At 67.7% G+C, this 18287-nt stretch carries 14 protein-coding genes and 3 tRNA genes; 5 read left to right on the forward strand and 12 right to left on the reverse strand.

The window, feature by feature from the left end; all coding sequences use genetic code 11:
- Positions 1-87: 87 nt before the first annotated feature.
- From BMW54_RS06350 to BMW54_RS06370, 5 genes are all read right to left on the reverse strand, one after another.
- Complete coding sequence (locus tag BMW54_RS06350) at positions 88-1506, reverse strand: DegQ family serine endoprotease (protein ID WP_090053889.1); 1419 nt, start codon at positions 1504-1506, stop codon at positions 88-90.
- A 113-nt stretch (positions 1507-1619) separates the two neighbouring features.
- Entirely contained in the window at positions 1620-2261 is a 642-nt protein-coding gene (locus tag BMW54_RS06355) for a sigma-E factor negative regulatory protein (protein ID WP_090053891.1), read from the reverse strand.
- On the reverse strand, positions 2258-2854 hold the full coding sequence (gene rpoE, locus BMW54_RS06360; protein WP_090053892.1) for an RNA polymerase sigma factor RpoE: 597 nt from the start codon (positions 2852-2854) through the stop codon (positions 2258-2260). The genes BMW54_RS06355 and rpoE overlap by 4 nt, the downstream gene beginning before the upstream one ends.
- A 140-nt stretch (positions 2855-2994) precedes the next feature.
- Complete coding sequence (locus BMW54_RS06365) at positions 2995-5517, reverse strand: putative bifunctional diguanylate cyclase/phosphodiesterase (protein WP_090053894.1); 2523 nt, start codon at positions 5515-5517, stop codon at positions 2995-2997.
- Positions 5517-5993, reverse strand: coding sequence for a hypothetical protein (locus BMW54_RS06370; protein ID WP_090053896.1), 477 nt, complete (start codon positions 5991-5993; stop codon positions 5517-5519). Before BMW54_RS06370 ends, BMW54_RS06365 begins: the two co-directional genes overlap by 1 nt.
- 153 nt (positions 5994-6146) lie before the next feature.
- Here BMW54_RS06370 and BMW54_RS06375 point away from each other — a divergent pair, with 153 nt between their 5' ends.
- Positions 6147-8204: a 3-hydroxyacyl-CoA dehydrogenase NAD-binding domain-containing protein gene (locus BMW54_RS06375; RefSeq protein WP_090053898.1), complete on the forward strand. Its 2058-nt coding sequence runs from the start codon at positions 6147-6149 to the stop codon at positions 8202-8204.
- A gap of 182 nt (positions 8205-8386) precedes the next feature.
- Here the strand turns inward: BMW54_RS06375 and BMW54_RS06380 are convergent, their stop codons facing one another.
- The 5 genes from BMW54_RS06380 to BMW54_RS06400 form a co-directional block, all read right to left on the reverse strand.
- Positions 8387-9043 (reverse strand): DUF2058 family protein, encoded by a 657-nt coding sequence (locus BMW54_RS06380; protein WP_090053900.1) that lies wholly within the window; start codon positions 9041-9043, stop codon positions 8387-8389.
- 25 nt (positions 9044-9068) lie between these two features.
- Positions 9069-9281 (reverse strand): SlyX family protein, encoded by a 213-nt coding sequence (locus BMW54_RS06385; protein ID WP_090053903.1) that lies wholly within the window; start codon positions 9279-9281, stop codon positions 9069-9071.
- Positions 9274-10623, reverse strand: a complete 1350-nt coding sequence (locus tag BMW54_RS06390) for a UDP-glucose dehydrogenase family protein (protein ID WP_090053905.1) — start codon at positions 10621-10623, stop codon at positions 9274-9276. The genes BMW54_RS06385 and BMW54_RS06390 overlap by 8 nt, the downstream gene beginning before the upstream one ends.
- Before the next feature lie 152 nt (positions 10624-10775).
- Positions 10776-11561 (reverse strand): FKBP-type peptidyl-prolyl cis-trans isomerase, encoded by a 786-nt coding sequence (locus BMW54_RS06395; RefSeq protein WP_090053907.1) that lies wholly within the window; start codon positions 11559-11561, stop codon positions 10776-10778.
- A gap of 165 nt (positions 11562-11726) precedes the next feature.
- Complete coding sequence (locus BMW54_RS06400) at positions 11727-13487, reverse strand: cation:proton antiporter (RefSeq protein ID WP_090053908.1); 1761 nt, start codon at positions 13485-13487, stop codon at positions 11727-11729.
- A 205-nt stretch (positions 13488-13692) separates the two neighbouring features.
- Here BMW54_RS06400 and BMW54_RS06405 point away from each other — a divergent pair.
- The 3 genes from BMW54_RS06405 to BMW54_RS06415 all read left to right on the forward strand — a co-directional run bounded on the left by BMW54_RS06405 (position 13693) and on the right by BMW54_RS06415 (position 14003).
- Positions 13693-13768 (forward strand) — tRNA-Ala (locus tag BMW54_RS06405).
- An 11-nt stretch (positions 13769-13779) separates the two neighbouring features.
- Positions 13780-13855: transfer RNA gene (locus tag BMW54_RS06410), tRNA-Glu, on the forward strand.
- 71 nt (positions 13856-13926) lie between these two features.
- Positions 13927-14003: transfer RNA gene (locus BMW54_RS06415), tRNA-Asp, on the forward strand.
- Positions 14004-14089: 86 nt separating this feature from the next.
- Here the strand turns inward: BMW54_RS06415 and BMW54_RS06420 are convergent.
- Both BMW54_RS06420 and BMW54_RS06425 read right to left on the reverse strand, forming a co-directional pair.
- Positions 14090-14554 carry a DUF1249 domain-containing protein gene (locus tag BMW54_RS06420; protein WP_090053910.1) on the reverse strand — a complete coding sequence of 155 codons (465 nt, stop codon included), beginning with the start codon at positions 14552-14554 and terminating at the stop codon, positions 14090-14092.
- Positions 14555-14584: 30 nt separating this feature from the next.
- Positions 14585-15400, reverse strand: coding sequence for a posphoenolpyruvate synthetase regulatory kinase/phosphorylase PpsR (locus BMW54_RS06425; protein ID WP_090055763.1), 816 nt, complete (start codon positions 15398-15400; stop codon positions 14585-14587).
- A 453-nt stretch (positions 15401-15853) separates the two neighbouring features.
- Between BMW54_RS06425 and ppsA the strand changes: the two genes are divergently transcribed.
- Complete coding sequence (gene ppsA / locus BMW54_RS06430) at positions 15854-18226, forward strand: phosphoenolpyruvate synthase (RefSeq protein ID WP_090053912.1); 2373 nt, start codon at positions 15854-15856, stop codon at positions 18224-18226.
- Positions 18227-18287 lie beyond the last annotated feature (61 nt).

Raw genomic sequence — 18287 nt, forward strand, 5'->3', positions numbered from 1 at the left:
GCGCGCGAACCTCATTTGGCCCGCGCGAATCGGAGGATTATCGCATGGAAGGCCGACCGCCGCCGAGCGACGGCCGGCCCACGGCGATCAGCGGTCGCTGGGGACCGTCACGCCGACGAAGCGGGTCGAGTCGTCGCGGCGCACCAGCAGCATGGCCGTATCGCCCGGCTTGATGCCCTTGACCGCGTCGCGGAAGGCCGCGGAGGTGCCCACGCGCTTCTGGTTGACCATCAGGATGACGTCGCCCGCCTGCAGGCCGGCACTCGCCGCGCCACCGCCGGTGATACGGCTGACGACCACGCCCTCCCCGGCCTTGAGCCCGAGCTCGGCACGCGCCGACGCGTCGATGTCCTGCACCGACATGCCCAGCGCGGCGGCGGACCCGCCGGGAGTCGCCTCGTCGCCACCGGCCGCGGCGGCCAGGGCGTTCTTGTCCCGGGGCAGCTCGCCCACCTTGACGTCGACCGTCTGCTTCTTGTGATCGCGAAGGATCTCGACCTTCGCCATCGAGCCCGGCTTCGTGATGCCGACCAGCGGCGGCAGGTCCGCCGACTGGGTCACGGGCGTGCCGTTGAACGAGAGGATGACGTCGCCCTGCTTCAGCCCCGCCTTGTCGGCGCCGCTGCCGGGCGTGACCTGCGCCACGAGAGCGCCGTTCGCGTCGGGCAGGTCGAGGTTCTTCACGAACTGGTCGACCGGCTGCACCGTGACGCCGAGCATGCCGCGAGACACGTAGCCCTTTTCCTTGATCTGCTGGACGACGTTCATCGCCACGTCGATCGGGATGGAGAACGACAGGCCCTGGTAACCGCCCGAGGTCGAGTAGATCTGCGAGTTCACGCCGATGACCTGGCCTTGCAGGTTGAACAGCGGGCCGCCGGAATTGCCGCGGTTGATCGGCACGTCGGTCTGGATGAACGAGGTGTAGGGCTGATCGCCGCTGCCGAGGTTGCGTCCGACGGCGCTGATGATGCCGTGCGTCACGGTGGCGTCGAGGCCGAACGGGGAGCCGATGGCGAGCGCCCACTGGCCGCGCTTGACGCCGCGCGAGTCGCCGATGGTCACGGTCGGCAGCGCCGAGCCGTCGATCTTCAGCAGCGCGATGTCGTACTGGGGATCCTTGCCGACGACCTTCGCCGTGAAGGTGCGGCGGTCCTGCAGGCGGATCTTCACCTCGTCGGCGTCGTCGACCACGTGATCGTTCGTGAGGACGTAGCCGTCGGCCGAGATGATGAAGCCGGAGCCGAGCGAGGTGGACTCCCGCGGCTGCATGGGCATGCCCGGCATGCCGAAGAAGCGGCGTAGCAGTTCTTCCTGGTCGTCCTGACCGCCGCCGGGACCGCGCGCCTTGCGCGCCGCGCCCGTCGTCTTCGCCTCGACGTGGACCACCGCCGGCGCGTTCTTTTCGACGATGCCCGTGAAATCCGGCAGCGACTGCGCCTGCGCGCCGGCCGCCGCCACGACGAACGCACCGCCCAACAGTGCGCGTGCATGCCACAAAGCCATCGATTTCCTCCTTTTTACCTGGACATGGCTGCCCGTGCGGCCGACGCCGCACGGGGGTTTACGAATGGGATGGGGCGCACCGGCGAGCCGCCGGCGCGCGAAACACGGAGGGCTCAGCGAGCCTGCGGCGCGGCGACCGGCTGGACATAGCGACTGCCGTCCGGACGGATGAGCAGCATGTAACCGTTGCCATCCGGCGTGGACGCCGCCGCCCGGGCGCGATGGATCTGATACGGCGTCGAGCGCGGCAGGTAGGCCGCACCCGCATCGCCGCTGCTGTCGAAGGCGGCCTTCTGGGTGAACTGCGACGCGTTGCTGCCGGTGAGCCACTGCGGCGCGACCGGCGCGGCGGCCGGAACCGACACCTCCGCGACTTCGGTGTCGCCACCGGCGACGGCACGCTGTGCGACGTCCGCGGGAACCGAACCGTTACCGGCCGGCTGCGCGAGCATCAGCGCCGCCACGGCCACGCTCGCGGCGATGGCGCCGCCCGCGGACCAGTGCAGCCAGCGACGACGCGGCGCCGCCGAAGCCGCGGGCTCGGCGTCTATGGCCGCCATGACGCGGCTGGCGAAGTCGCCCGATACCAGCGGAGCGCCCTGCCGACGCAGGCCGTCGCGTGCGACGTGGAGGCGTTCCCAGGTATCGGCGAGCACCGGATCGGCCTCGAGACGACGCAGCAGGAAACGGATTTCCTCCCGAGACAACTCGCCGTCCATGCCGGCGGAGAGAATTTCCCGATTGGCTTCGCTCATGGGGTGTGGTCCTCGCGGTCGGACAACAGCGGCCGCAGTTTCTGGTCGATGGCTTCGCGAGCCCTGAAAATACGCGAACGGACCGTCCCGATGGGGCAATCCATGATGGCGGCGATCTCTTCGTAGCTCTTGCCGTCCACTTCGCGCAGGGTGATCGCGGCCCGAAGTTCTTCGGGCAGGGATTGGACAGTGGAAAACACCGTTTGTTCCACCTGCTCCCGCATCATCTCGCGCTCGGGGGTGGCGCTCTCGTGCATGCGGGTGGCGCCAGGCACGTAAACGGCATCTTCGATGTCGATGTCGCCGGTGGGCGGACGGCGGCCCATGGCCACCAGGTGGTTCTTCGCGGTGTTCACCGCGATCTTGTAGAGCCAGGTGTAGAAGGCGCTCTCGCCGCGGAACGAGCCCAGCGCGCGCCAGGCGCGCACGAAGGCCTCCTGGGCGATGTCCTCGCATTCCGTCCAGTCGTGGACGTAGCGCGAGATCAGCGCGACCACCTTGTGCTGGTACTTGCGGACAAGCAGGTCGAACGCGCGGCGATCCCCTTGCTGCACACGCTCGACAAGTGCCTGATCCAATTCGTTTTCGCCCATCCGGGCCGTCTCCTCAACTCTTACGGGGCCAGTCGCGGGCGCAGCTGAGACAAGCGGGCCGGACGCAAGTTCACCCGCGCCCGCCGATCGTCCTGCCGCTTAAGACTATGCGGGGCATGCGGGCGGACCTCAAGCGCGGGTCAGGCGGGGACGGCCTGTCCCTCGGAAACCAGCCGCTCCCGCTCGCCTAGCAATTTCTCGAACGCGGGCGTCGGCAACGGGCGACAGAACAGGTACCCCTGGAGCTCGTCGCAGCCGTTGGCGCGCAGGAAATGCAGGTGCTGCTCGATCTCCACGCCCTCGGCCACCACGCCGCGCTTGAGCCGATGGGCCATGTCGATCGTCGCGCGGACGATGGCTTCATCGTCGGGGTCGACGCCGATGTTGCGCACGAAACTCTGGTCGATCTTGATCCGGTCGGCGGGGAGGCGGCGCAGGTAATCCAGCGACGCCGCCCCGGTGCCGAAGTCGTCGATCGCGATGCGGCAGCCCATGGCATGCAGCGCGTCGAGCGTTTCGACCAGGTGCGGTACGGTCTTCACGCTGATGCTTTCCGTCACCTCGAGCTCCAGCTGGCTCGCCTGCAGTCCCGAATCGCGCAGCGCGCCGGCGACCACGGCCGCGAGGTTCGGCTGCATGAGCTGCACGGCGGACAGGTTCACGCCCAGGCGCAATCCGAGGCCATAGCGGTCTTCCCAGACCTTCGCCTGGGCGCAGGCCGTGCGGAGCACCCATTCGCCGATCGGCACGATCAGGCCGCTCGCCTCGGCCAGCGGGATGAAGAACCCGGGGCTGATCATCCCAAGTTCGGGATGCTCCCAGCGGACCAGCGCCTCCATGCCGACGATGTCCTCGCTTCCCGCGTCCACCTGCGGCTGGTAGAAGACGCGCAGCTCGTCGTTGCGCACCGCATGGCGCAGGCGCGCTTTCAGCTCGGCCTGCTGTTGCTGCGCCGTGTCCACGTTCGCCGCGTACACCTGGTAGTTGTTCCGGCCCAGGCTCTTCGCGCCATACATGGCCTCGTCGGCGTGGCGCAGCAGCAGCTCGCCCTCGACCGCGTCGTCGGGAAAGAACGAAATGCCGACCGACACGGTGGCCTGCAGTTCCGAGCCGTCGGCCAGCGCCAGGGGCACCTCCATCGCCTGCACGATCTTTTCGGCGATGCGCAGCACGTCGTCGCGCTTGATGATGTGGCGGAGGATCAGCGTGAATTCATCCCCCGCGTAGCGCGCCACCGTGTCCGACGCACGGACGCTGGCGCGGAGGCGCTTCGCCACCGACGTGAGCACCTGGTCGCCCACCGCGTGGCCGAGCGTCTCGTTGATCGTCTTGAACCGGTCGAGATCCACCAGCAGCGTCGCGAACAGCTCGCCGGTGCGCGCGGCCTCGCGGATCGTCGTGTCGAGCCGGTCGTTGAACAGGAGTCGGTTCGGCAAGCCCGTGAGCGCGTCGACGAGCCCGCGTTCGCGTCCCTGCTCGCGCGCCCGGCGCAGTTCCAGCGCCGCCGCGAAGCGGGAGGTCGCGGCGCGCAGCGCCGCGCCGAGCACGGCGGTATCGCCGGATGGGCGCCGCCGACCCGCGAAAAGCGCGCCGAGGACGCTGCGCCGTTCGTCCAGCAACGGCAGCCACGCATAGGACGCCAGGCCGAGTGAGTCCACCAACGGATCGCCCGGGGAGGCGTGGGCGTCGCCAAGCCGCAGCAGCACCTCGCCGCCGAGGCAGAGCTTCAGCAGCGGCAGGTCGTCCGCGGCGGGCCACGAGACCGTGCCGTCTCCGTTCCATATCCTGGCGACCACCTCGGGGCCGGTGTCGCTCTCCGGCAGCGCAGACCACACGCCGACGACATCGAGTTCCAGCGCGTCGGCCAGCATGGCCGCGGCCTCGCCGAGGCCTTCGTCGTCGCTGGGGCACGCGTCGAGCACCGCGAGCAGCGACAGCGCGCGACCCGCCGTTTCCACGGCGCGCAGGTCGCGGAATGCCACCGCGATCCGGTGCCGACCGCCCACCGCGAGGTGGCGGACATCGATCTCGCCGACGATCTCCCTGCCATCTCGCAGGCGCACGCTGCACGGCATGCCGTCGCCATCGGGCACGGGCCACGCCGCACCGCTGGCGAGGATGAAGCATTCGGAAAGCAGCCTTCCCTGCACCGGGCCATCGCCAGCGCACAGCCGCTCCATCGCCGCGCCGCTTTCCACGATGCAGCCGTCGGGAGTGGTTGCCACGACCCACGCGGCTCCCGCGTCGAAGGCGAAGCGCCAGTCCGGCGGCGCCGGCACGGAAGGCGTCGCCGGCATGCGGATCGCGGCGCGCACTCGCTGCGCCAGTTCCGCGCCGATCGCTCCCTGGCGCAACCACGCGATCGCGTCGTCGGGCGCGATGCCCGGTACATCGTCGACCACGTATACCAGCGGTAGCGACGCGTAGGCCGGCGACGCGCGCAGGATGCGAAGGCCCTGTGCCATGTCCGGACCGGCGTCGGCGCCGATCACCGCGACATGCAGGGGCGGCGCGTCGGCGAGCAGCGCCTCGAGCTGCGCCGCGTCGCGCGCGCTGAGGAGGACGAAGTCGCCGTCCATGTCGAGCGCGTCGAAAACCGCGCGGCGCACGTCGCGCCGCGCCGTGAAGATGAGGACGCCGTCCGGGCCGTTCGCGGGCGCCATCAGACGACCCAACGACCGTCGCGCAGGCGCGGCGCGGCCGCCCGGGCCTGCCAGTCGGCCTCGACGACGCTGACGTCGTTCTCGAACGTGGCCAGCAGCGTGGGGCCGGCACCAAGCAGGACGACGCGACGCACGTGGCCCGTCTGGGTACGCGAGAGTTGCCGCAAAAGCGCACCGTCCGTCGCGCTCGGCACGCCCGGCGGCATGTCGATCAGGTACACGCCGAAGTGCAGGCTCTGCAGGATGTAGCGCAGCGCGTCGCCCAGCCGCTGGCATCCGGGCACCCGCATCTGGGCGTCGCGCAGGCTTACCAGTCCTTCGCCATGGCGCCACAGGTAGGCGGCCTGGCCGGTGCGCCGGGCGACGAGCCGGAATTGCTCGACCAGGACGGCCGGTTCGTTCGTCTTCAGGGCGACCAGCGGCCCGGACGCCGACAGGATGCGGTCGAAGACGTCGTTTCCTACGTGGTGATCCATGGGCGGTCGCGCGGCTTGGCTGGCGGGCAGTATCCGTCCAATGCGGGGGCGTACGCCAGACACCCCCGGCGGCCGGAACCGTACGCGCGGGTATCGCATTCGGCACGGGGGAACGGTATGGTGATGCGCTCATTCGCCACCGCACGACCAGCCATGTTCGAAGGACTCCGATTCAAGCACTGGAAGACCAGCGAAGGCGACGACGGCATCGTCGTCCTCACGCTCGACCGCGAGGGCGCCAGCGCGAACGCGCTGTCGCGCGAGGTGCTCGACGAGCTGGACACGCTCGTGGAGCGCCTGGCCATCGAAGGACCGAAGGGCGTCGTCATCCATTCCGCGAAGCCGATGGGCTTCGCCGTCGGTGCGGACATCCGCGAATTCGTCGAATACGCGCAGACCGGCACCGTGCTCGAGAACATCGAGAACGGCCAGCGCGTCTTCGAGAACCTCGCCCGCCTGCCCTTCCCGACCGTCGCCGCCATCCACGGCGCCTGCATGGGCGGCGGCACCGAACTCGCCCTCGCCTGCCGCCTGCGCATCGCCGCCGACGACGACGCGACGAAGATCGCCCTGCCCGAGGTCATGCTCGGCATCCATCCAGGCTGGGGCGGTAGCGCCCGCCTGCCGCGCCTGATCGGTGCGCCGGACGCCCTGCCGGCGATGCTGACCGGCAAGGCGTTCAATGCCCGCCGCGCGAAGGCGGTCGGCCTGGTCGACCGTCTCGCGCGCCCCGACGAACTGCTCGCCGAAGCCCGCGCCCTCGCGCGCCGGCCGGCCGCCCGCCCGTTCGCGCAGCGCGCGAAGGGCTGGGCCACCAACACGCTGCTGGCCCGCGCGATCCTCGCGCCGATGGTGCGCAAGCAGACGGCCGCCAAGGTCCGCCGGGAGCACTATCCGGCGCCATTCGCGCTTATCGACACATGGGCGCGCGGCGGCCCGTCCATCCAGCAGCGCCTGAAGCTCGAGGCGAAGTCGGTGGCGAAGCTCGCCACGACGCCGACCGCCCGCAACCTCATCCGCATCTTCTTCCTGCAGGAGCGCCTGAAGGGCCTCGGCGGCGGCACCGACCACGGCATTTCTCATGTCCACGTCGTCGGCGCCGGCACCATGGGAGGCGACATCGCGGCCTGGTCGGCGCTGAAGGGGTTCCAGGTGACGCTGCAGGACCGCGAGGCCCGCTTCGTCGAGCCCGCGATCAAGCGCGCCCGCACGCTGTTCGAGAAGAAGCTCAAGGCGCCGGCGAAGGTCGATGCCGCGGTGGCGCGCCTGCGCGCGGACGTGGAAGGCAAGGGCGTGGCCGACGCCGATCTCGCGATCGAGGCCATCTTCGAGAATCCGGAAGCCAAGCACGCCCTGTACGCGGCCATCGAACCGCAGTTCCAGGCGGACGAGATCCTCGCCAGCAACACCTCGTCGATTCCGCTCGACGAACTGCGCCAGGGACTGAAGGCGCCGCAGCGCTTCCTCGGCCTGCATTTCTTCAACCCCGTGGCGCAGATGCCGCTGGTCGAAGTCGTGCGCCACGACGCGCTCGATCCCGCGATCGAGAAGCGTGCCCTGGCCTTCTGCAAGGCGATCGGCAAGCTCCCGGTGCCGGTGAAGGGCACGCCCGGATTCCTCGTCAACCGCATCCTCATGCCGTACCTGATGGAAGCGATGCGTCTGTACAACGAAGGCGTGCCGGGGCCCGTGCTCGATCGCGAAGCGAAGAAGTTCGGCATGCCGATGGGCCCGATCGAACTGGCCGACACCGTCGGCCTCGACGTGTGCGCCTCGGTGGGCAAGGAGCTCGCACCGTTCCTCGGCCTCGAGGTCCCGCAAGGTCTCGAGGAGAAGCTCGCGGCGAACAAGCGCGGCAAGAAGGACGGCGAAGGCCTCTACGTGTGGAAGGACGGCAAGCCGGAGAAGCCCGAGGTCGATCCGGATTACGTGCCGCCGGCGGACATCACGGATCGCATGATCCTGCCCATGGTCAACGAGGCGATCGCCTGCCTCGCGGAAAACGTGGTCGACGACGCCGACCTGCTCGATGCGGGCGTCATCTTCGGGACGGGCTTCGCGCCCTTCCGCGGCGGTCCGATCCAGTACGTGCGAACCGAAGGCGTGGCCGTCGTGCGCGAACGGCTGGCGAAGCTCGAGCAGAAGCACGGCGCGCGCTTCGCGAAGAAGGAAGGCTGGGATAACCCCGAGCTTTCGGCGCCTGCCGCCTGACGAAACGAACCGGGGCGAGCACCCGAATCGCCGATACGATCGGCGATCGGCGCCTGCCGCGTAGGAGCGCGCCCTGCGCGCGACATGTTTTGGGGCCCTGAGCAACAGGACCTGTCGCTCTTCGCGAAACGATGTCGCGCGCAGGGCGCGCTCCTACGGGAGCACGACCGAAGCGCGCGGCGTCACCACATCAGATCGTCAGGCACCCCATCGTCCGATTCGCTCACGGCGTTCGGATCGACCAGCAGCGCGATGAACTCGGGCGCGATGCCGCGCAGTTCGTCGATGACCGCCTTCTGCACGACGAGATACCGGCCACCCTGTTGCACGACGCCCAGTTCGCCCGCGTTGATCGCGGCCAACTGCGCCGCGTCGACGTGGACGCGACGGATCTTGTCGCCATAAGGAAAATGCCGCACCTGGTCGGCTTCGGCGAGGTTGAGCGCCTTGCCCTTGAGCAGCTCCTCGACCTTGCGCTTCTTCTCCTTGCGCAGCCTCGCCAGCTCGGCGGCTTCGGCCTCGGCCTTGCGGCGTTCGTTCGCGTCGGTCTGCGCACGAATGGCATAGGCCTTCGCCAGATCGATCTCGCCATCGTTGCGCTTCTGCGGACGCTGTCCGCCCTGGCCCGGCTTACCCGCGTGCTGCGTGGGCCGGCCGCCATGGCGATTTCCGCCACCGCCCTGGGGCTTGCCGCCCTGCTTCGGCCGGTTGCCCGCATAGGGCTGGCCGCTCGCCGACGATCCACCGCCCTGCCGCGGCGGCGTGGACGTCCGTTTCTCTTCGCGGATCTCCTTGACGAGGCCGCTCTTCAACAACTGGTCGCGCAGGGACTCTGCCATGTTCGGTAAGGCTCGTTCGAAAGCTTCAGTAGTGCGGCGGCGGCGGCTCGTTGGCGGTGTCGCCGCCGAGGCCCGCGCGCATGTTCACGAGGTCCGAGCGCAGATCGCGCACGGCTCGTTCCAGCAGGTCCAGCCGGCGCGCGATTTCCACGTCCGCCGACGAAAGACCGTTGACCGTATCGTCCACGAACGCGAGGCGCACCTCGAGTTCGGTGACGCGTTCCTCGACATCACCCATGATCGCTCCCCGCGAGGCTGCGACCGCGGCCGATGCCGTAGTACGCGATGCCGGCTTCCTCGACGAGCGCCGGATCGTAGATGTTGCGGCCGTCGAAGATGACCGGCGTGCCGAGCATCGACTTCACGCGCGCGAAATCCGGGCTGCGGAAAGCCTTCCACTCGGTCACGATCACCAGGGCGTCCGCGCCCTCGAGCGCGTCGTACGGGCGCTCCACGAGCACGAGGTCGTCGCGGTCGCCATAGATGCGACGGGTTTCGTGCGCCGCTTCGGGATCGAAGGCGCGCACCTTCGCACCGGCGTCCCACAGCTGCTCCATGAGGCGGCGGCTCGAGGCCTCGCGCATGTCGTCCGTATTCGCCTTGAAGGCCAGGCCCCAGACGGCGATGGTGCGGCCGGCGAGCTTGCCGCCGAAGTGCTTCGAGACCAACGCGAACAGGCGGGACTTCTGCGCATCGTTCACCGCTTCCACCGCGTCGAGCAGCCGTGCGTCGTAACCCACCGAATGCGCGGTGCGCGCGAGCGCCTGGACGTCCTTAGGGAAGCAGGAACCGCCGTAGCCGGCACCGGGGTAGATGAAGTGATAGCCGATGCGTGGATCGGCACCGATGCCCTGACGCACGAGTTCGACGTCCGCGCCGACGTGCTCGGCGATGTTGGCGATCTCGTTCATGAAGCTGATCTTCGTCGCGAGCATCGCGTTCGCCGCGTACTTCGTCAGCTCCGCCGAGCGCACGTCCATCACCACCATGCGATCGTGGTTGCGGTTGAACGGCGCGTACAGCTTGCGCAGCAGGCCGATCGCCTTCGGGCTCGACGCGCCGACGATGATGCGGTCCGGACGCATGCAGTCCTCGACCGCGTCGCCTTCCTTGAGGAATTCAGGATTGGAGACGATGTCGAACGGCACGTCCACGCCACGCGCTTCGAGGCGCGCCGCCACCGCTTCGCGAACGCGGTCGGCGGTGCCCACCGGCACGGTCGATTTGTTCACCACCACGGTGTAGCGGTCGATGTGGTCGCCGATCGTCTTCGCCACGGCCAGCACGTACTGGAGGTCGGCGCTGCCGTCCTCGTCGGGCGGCGTGCCGACGGCGATGAACACGATGTCGCCATGGGCGATCGCCGGTGCGGCGTCGGTCGTGAAGTCCAGGCGGCCCTCGGCGTGGTTACGCACGACCATCGGCTCCAGGCCAGGCTCGTAGATGGGCACGTCGCCGTTCTTCAGGCGCTCGACCTTGCCGGCGTCCACGTCGACGCAGACCACGTGGTTGCCCATTTCGGCCAGACAGGTGCCGGTGACGAGGCCGACGTAACCGGTTCCAAAGATGGTGACTTTCATGGTGCTCCCGGCATGTCCGTAGCCGCCTATTGTAGTGGCGGATGCGCGGCAAGTGGCGTCGACGAAGGGGGGAGCCGGGCCGCTCCACCCAAAAAAGAAGGGCCGCGATCGCTCGCGGCCCTTCTCGGGATGTAACGCGTGTCGCGGGAGGCTTACTTGCCGCCACCCTGCGGTGCCGCGCCGGCGCCCGGACCCTGACCCGCCGGGGTCGGACCGGTCTTGATCAGCTCGACGTCGAAGATGATCGTCGCGTTCGGCGGGAAGCCGTTCTCCGGCTTGGCGCCGTAGGCGATGTTCGACGGGATGAACAGCTTGTACTTGCCACCCGTCTGCATCAGCTGCAGGCCTTCGCGGAAGCCCGGGATCACCGCGGCGAGCGGAATCTGGGCCGGGCCGGCCGGCTGGTGGTCGGCCGAGGAGTCGAACTTCTCGCCGTTCACGAACGTGCCGGTGTAGTTGATGGTGACCGTGTCGTTCGGACCCGGACGCTGACCGGTACCGGCCTGGACGACCTGGTACTGCAGGCCCGAAGCCGTCGTCTTCACGCCGGCGGCCGACTTGTTCTTGGCCAGGAAGGCATCGCCTTCGCTCTTGTTCTGGGCGGCGACCTTGTTGTACTCGGCCTCGGCCTTGACCTTCAGCTGGGCCACGAAGGCCTCGCGGACGGACTTGGCTTCGGCTTCGCTCATGGTCGGCTTCTGGCCCGACAGGGCGGCCTGAAGCGCCTTGGCGACCGTGGCCGCGTCGACTTCCTTCGCCACGAGCGGCGGAAGCGAACTGGCAAGGTCCCAACCCACGACATAGCTGGCCTTCTGCTTATCGACCGCGCCCGCGGGGGCGGCGGCCGGCTTGGCGGCCTGGGCGGATGCGCCCGCGGCCGTACCCAGCGCAACCGCCAGGGCGACGGCCGTCATCGTGGGACGCAAAAAGTGCTTCATTCGATACTCCCTCTCTTGGAAAGATTCGGCGACGCCGCCGGTACACCTCCTTGTGGAGGCGGAAACGCCATTGTGCGGTGGTTCGCGCCCTGCTTGCAATGACGTGGCGAGAGACAGGGTTTCACACCAAAAGTTCATCAACCTTTCGTGAAATCGAGGGACCCGTCACTCGTGGCGATCCTGGCCGGGCTTCTCGAGGGTGTCCCGGATGGCCGCCTGCAGCCGGGCATGGACCTGGACCAGCACCCGCCAGAGCAGCCAGGTCAGCCCGATCCCGATGAGCACCAGCACCAGCGCCACCTCCCGCGGCGGGAGGATCGTGGACGCGAGCGCCGCCACCAGCAGGCCCAGGATCAGCATCGAGGCCAGGGGAATGATCCGGCCCAGAACCGAGCGGATCTGCCACGTCCGCGCACCGAAGCGATCGGGGATCGAGAGCTCCGCCAGCAGCATGCCCAGGGCCGCCGCCTTGCGGTACGTCGCCACCACCATGGGCAGCGAGAGCAGCGCGGCAAGCGACCAGGCCAGCGTGCGCCGCACTGCGGGCTCGTCGCTGAAGAGGTCCAGGTGCAGGAAGCCGCGGCGGTACGCGAACGCCATGCCGATGAAGACGGCCACGACCAGCGCGGTATTGATGACGACGTGCCAGACGAGGCGACGGATCATCTTCATCACGATCGCGCCCTGCCCCTGCAGGCCCAGACTGCCCATCCACTCCGTATAGGCGCCGAACACGCCCGTGACGCGCGTCGGCAGCACCCGCCCGAGGAAGCGCGCCAGCGGGTCGGACGAACGGATCAGATAGGGAGTGAGGAAGGTGGTGATCGCCGAAACCGCCACCGCCACGGGGTAGAGGAAGCCGCTGGTCACCTTCAGTGTCAGGCCCAGCGAGGCGATCACGAACGAGAACTCGCCGATCTGCGCCAGGCCCATGCCCACGCGCAACGACGTGCGTCCGTCGTTGCCCGCGACGAAGCTGCCGAAACTGCAGGTGACCACCTTGCCGACGACGACGGCGATCGTCACCACGGTGATCGGCAGCGCGTACTGCACCAGCAGGCGCGGGTCGATCAGCATGCCGATCGCGACGAAGAACACCGCGCTGAACATGTCGCGGACGGGCATCACGATGCGCTCGATTCGCGCGACGCTTTCGGATTCGGCCACGATGGCGCCGATCATGAAGGCGCCCAGCGCCACGCTGTAACCCATCTCGGTGACGAGCAGGCAGAAGCCGAAGCAGATGCCCAGCACGGCGACGAGCAGCACGTCGTTGCGGCTGACGCGCGCGATGTAATCGACCACCCGAGGCACCAGCAGCAGGCCCACCACCAGCGACACCGCCATGAACAGGCCGAGGCGGCCGATGGCGGCGAACGCCTCGCCCGCTTCGAGATCGCCCGTGCCGGCGATGCCGGTGAGCAAGGCCATGAGCACGATCGCGAGCACGTCTTCGACGATCAGGATGCCGAACATCAGCTGCGCGAAGCGCTCGCGCTTGAGACCGAGGTCTTCCAGCGCCTTCATGATGATGGTGGTGGAGGAGATGGAGAGCATCGCGCCGAGGAACAGCGAATCCATCGCCGTCCAGCCGAAGAAGCGGCCCATCTCGTAGCCGATCCATACCATCAGCACGATTTCCGCGAACGCGGCGACGAGCGCCGCGCCTCCCACGGCACGCAGTTTCTTCAGGCTGAACTCGAGGCCGAGCGCGAACAGCAGCAGGATCATGCCCAGCTCGGACAGCGTGCGGATCGTCTCCTCGTCGTGGATGAAGATCACCGGCAGCGTATGTGGACCGACGATCAGTCCCGCAATGATGTAACCGAGCACGACCGGCTGCCTGAGGCGCTGGAAGAGCACCGTCGTGAGGCCGGCGACGAGCATCACCGTGGCCAGGTCCTGGATGAAAACGATGCCGTGCATGCCTGTCCCTGTATGTATGGACGGACAGGTTAACCCGCGGACACTGCCATCGACACGCGACGCGTCGCCAGGCGTCGGAAGCGTCGCTCGCGCAAGTACGCGCCACGACTCGTCATTCTCGATTCGTCGAAAATAAATTCAAAAAAAGTGTAATGAATGCTTGACGGAATCGCGGGTCGGACGTAATCTTTGCGGCTTCCAGCAGGGGGCCATAGCTCAGCTGGGAGAGCGCCTGCATGGCATGCAGGAGGTCGCCGGTTCGATCCCGGCTGGCTCCACCAACTTCTAGTACGTCCCCATCGTCTAGAGGCCTAGGACATCACCCTTTCACGGTGGCGACCGGGGTTCGAATCCCCGTGGGGACGCCACTTTCCGGTCCGCCGGAGAGTGTCAAGGAAGAAGAAGGAAGTTGGTAGTAGTTGGAAGTTGAACGTAGTGTGGAGCGGTAGTTCAGTCGGTTAGAATGCTGGCCTGTCACGCCGGAGGTCGCGGGTTCGAGTCCCGTCCGCTCCGCCATTACTTCAAAGAAGAATCCGCCGATTGGCGGATTTTTTTTGCCTGACGATTTTGCGCGCTTTACGCCGCGGGAGACGGGGGATGCATTACCCGCCCACCCGCTCCAGCGTCCCGATCGAATGCCCCTGCTCCGCCAGGTACTCCAGCCAGCGGCTGAGGAAGCCGTTCATGCGCAGGCGGTGCTGCAGCACCGTATGGGCCGGCGGGAACGGGCCCAGCACCTCGGACAGCTTGCGGCCCGGCTGGCAATGCATGGCCTCCGCGACGTGCGCGTCGGTGTACATGCGCAGCTGCGCCGAAGGCGACGGTTGGCCGGTGGCCTCGTCGACGAAGTCGTAGGTGAGTTCCAGTTCCAGGGTGTAAGGATGCTTCTCCTGGACGTCGAGCCGGACCTTGAGGCCGTCGTCCACGTCGGAGACGTAGCGGCCGGCGGACAGCCGCTGCGGAGCGAACAGACGCGCCAGCCGATGGTAGTTCTCGGCGTAAAGGCCCATCAGGAACTCGAAGCGTCCCGGAATGAGGGCGATGGGGCGTTCGATCACGGCGGTCATGGGTGTCACGTTTCTCCGGTGTGCGTCACATCAGTACATATGGCGTTCGATGCCGAGGTATTCGAAGATCTTGCTCGATATTTCCTCGATCGACGTATGCGTCGTGTTCAGGACCGGGATGTTCTCCCGGCGCATCAGGCGATCGGCTTGTTCGAGTTCCCAGCGGCACTGCTTGAGCGTGGCGTAGCGGCTGCCGGGGCGGCGCTGCTCGCGGATCTGCGCCAGGCGGTTCGGGTCGATGGTGAGGCCGAACAGCCGGCTGCGATAAGGGCGTAGACGCGTCGGCAGCTCGAGCTTGTCGAGGTCGTCGTCCGTGAGCGGATAATTGGCGGCACAGACGCCGTAATGCAAGGCCATGTACAGGCAGGTCGGCGTCTTGCCCGACCGGGACACCCCCACCAGCACCACGTCGGCCTGGTTGTAGTCGACATCGAGCCCGTCGTCGTGCGCCAGGGCGTAATTGGTCGCCTCGATGCGGGCCTCGTAGCGTTCGAAATCCACCAGGCCGTGCGAGCGGTTCACCGCGCCCGACTGCTTGGCGCCCAGCTCGGCCTCCAGCGGCTCGATGAAGGGGGCGAACACGTCCAGCATCAGGGCGCCGCTACCGGCGACGATGTCGCACAGGCTTCGCGAGGTCATGGTATTGACCACGATGGGGCGCTGGCCGTCCTGGGCGTATTTCGTCTTGATCCGCAGCGAGGCCGCTTCCGCCTTGGCCGCGTTGTCGATGAAGGGCAGCCGGTGGGTATCGAACTGCACCCCCTCGAACTGGGCCAGCATGCTGTTGCCGATGGTCTCGGCCGTGATGCCGGTGGAATCGGAAATGAAGAAGACGGTGCGCCGCATGGAACGGTTTCCCTGCATGGAGTCCATGGCCTTACCTTAGGGCCTATTCACACTGTTTGCATGGCCCGCGCCGGGATCTGTTTGCGCGCCAGGCAAGGAAGAACGAGGGAGTGTACGTCCGTACACGACCGAGTGATGACGCCGCCTGGGGCGCAAACAGACCCGGCCCTTCGGGTTGTCATGGAGTGGCCGTCATGCGGCAGCGCGCGGCTTGGCTTGGCAGCCAGCCAAGCCGGCGCCACGCACTACCACCTGACAGCCACTCCATGACAACGCGGGCCATGCAAACAGTGTGAGTAGGCCCTAAGACCAATACGCCGCCATAACCATCCACCTCCCAGAATGTCGGGCCGTTCTTGTGCATTGCCGCTTGCCCGTGTGCAATACCACTACGACAATGCGCCGGTTTTTCCCCAGCGCGGCCCGCCGCCCAACCGATGTGAGGATTTTCCTTTGAGCGACCTGGTTCTCTGGCTCGACGCGCTACGCATGACCGATCTGGGCAAGGTGGGCGGCAAGAACGCCTCCCTCGGCGAGATGATCGGCAACCTCGCGAAACTGGGTGTCTCCGTACCGGGTGGCTTCGCCACGACGGCCGATGCCTTCCAGACCTACCTCGAGAAAAGCGGCCTGGCGAAGCGCATCGCCGAACGCCTCGCCACGCTCGACGTGGACGACGTGGACGAACTCACCCGCGGCGGCAAGGAGATCCGCGGCTGGATCGTCGACACCGCCCTGCCCGCCGACCTCGAGCAGGCCATCCGCGCTGCCTACGCCAAGCTGTGCGACGACGCCGGCGCGAAGGACATCGCCGTCGCGGTCCGCTCCTCCGCCACGGCGGAAGACCTCCCGGACGCGTCGTTCGCCGGGCAGCAGGAAACGTTCCTCAACGTCGTCGGCATCGACGACGTGCTGCACAAGGTCAAGGAGGTGTTCGCCTCCCTGTACAACGACCGCGCCATCGCCTACCGCGTGCACCAGGGCTTCAAGCACGAGGACGTGTTCCTCTCCGCCGGCGTCCAGCTGATGGTCCGCTCGGACGTCGGCGCGTCGGGCGTGCTCTTCACCCTCGACACCGAATCCGGCTTCCGCGACGTCGTGTTCGTCACCGGCTCGTACGGCCTCGGCGAGATGGTCGTCCAGGGCGCCGTGAACCCGGACGAGTTCTACGTGTTCAAGCCCACCCTGCGCGACGGCAAGCCGTCGGTGCTCCGTCGCAGCCTCGGCGCGAAGCAGCAGCGCATGGTCTATTCGGATCAGCCCGGCGAGCGCGTGCGCATCGAGGAAACGCCGCAGGCCGACCGCCACCGCTTCTGCATCACCGACGCCGACGTCGAGGAACTCTCGCGGCAGGCGCTGGTGATCGAAAAGCATTATGGCCGTCCGATGGACGTCGAGTGGGCGAAGGACGGCAACACCGGCAAGCTCTACATCGTACAGGCCCGCCCGGAAACCGTGAAGTCGCGCGCGCATGCGACGACGCTCGAGCGCTTCCAGCTCGGCGAAAAGGGCAAGGTGCTCACCGAGGGCCGCGCCATCGGCCAGAAGATCGGCGCCGGCAAGGCGCGGGTCATCCGTTCGCTCGCCGACATGAACAAGGTGCAGCCGGGCGACGTGCTCGTGGCCGACATGACCGATCCCGACTGGGAGCCGGTGATGAAGCGCGCCGCGGCGATCGTGACCAACCGCGGCGGCCGCACCTGCCACGCGGCGATCATCGCCCGCGAACTCGGCGTGCCCGCCGTCGTCGGCTGCGGCAACGCGCTGGACGCGATCCCCGATGGCGCCGACGTCACCGTCTCGTGCGCCGAAGGCGACACCGGCAGCATCTACGAGGGCATCCTGAAGTTCGAGCGCATCACGGCCGACCTCGGCGCCATGCCCGAGGCGCCGCTGAAGATCATGATGAACGTGGCCAATCCCGAGCGCGCGTTCGACTTCGGCATGCTTCCGAACGAAGGCATCGGCCTGGCCCGCCTCGAGATGATCATCGCCAGCCATATCGGCGTGCATCCGAAGGCCCTGCTCGAGTACGCGAAGCAGGACGCCGAGACGAAGGCCCGCATCGACACGCGCATCGCCGGCTACAAGGATCCGGTGTCGTTCTACGTCGATCGCCTCGGCGAAGGCATCGCCACCATCGCGGCCTCGGTGTTCCCGAAGCCGGTGATCGTGCGCCTGTCGGACTTCAAGTCGAACGAGTACGCCGGCCTGCTCGGCGGTTCGCGCTACGAGCCGCACGAAGAGAACCCGATGATCGGCTACCGCGGCGCCAGCCGTTACGTCGACCCGGGCTTCGCCGAATCCTTCGCGCTGGAATGCAGGGCGGTGAAGTACGTGCGCGAGACGATGGGCCTCACCAACGTCTGGGTGATGATCCCGTTCGTGCGCACGCTGGACGAAGGTCGCCGGGTGATCGAAGTGCTGCGCGGAAACGGCCTCGTGCAGGGCGAGCACGACCTGAAGGTCATCATGATGTGCGAGGTGCCGTCCAATGCGCTTCTCGCGGACGAGTTCCTCGACATCTTCGACGGCTTCTCCATCGGCTCGAACGACCTGACCCAGCTCACCCTCGGTCTCGACCGCGATTCGAGCATCGTCGCGCACCTGTTCGACGAGCGCGACGCCGCGGTCAAGAAGCTGCTGTCGATGGCGATCCGCACCGCGCGTGAAAAGGGCAAGTACGTCGGCATCTGCGGCCAGGGCCCGTCCGACCATCCGGACCTCGCCGAGTGGCTGATGGAACAGGGTATCGAGTCGATGTCGCTGAACCCGGACACCGTGGTCGATACCTGGCTGCGCCTGGCGAAGAAGAAGGCGGGCTGACGCCCGCTGCTGCTCCATCCATCGTAGGAGCGCGCCTTGCGCGCGACATCTTTTGAGGCCG

Origin of the sequence: Luteibacter sp. 329MFSha, from assembly GCF_900111665.1 — a bacterium.
Taxonomy (GTDB): domain Bacteria; phylum Pseudomonadota; class Gammaproteobacteria; order Xanthomonadales; family Rhodanobacteraceae; genus Luteibacter.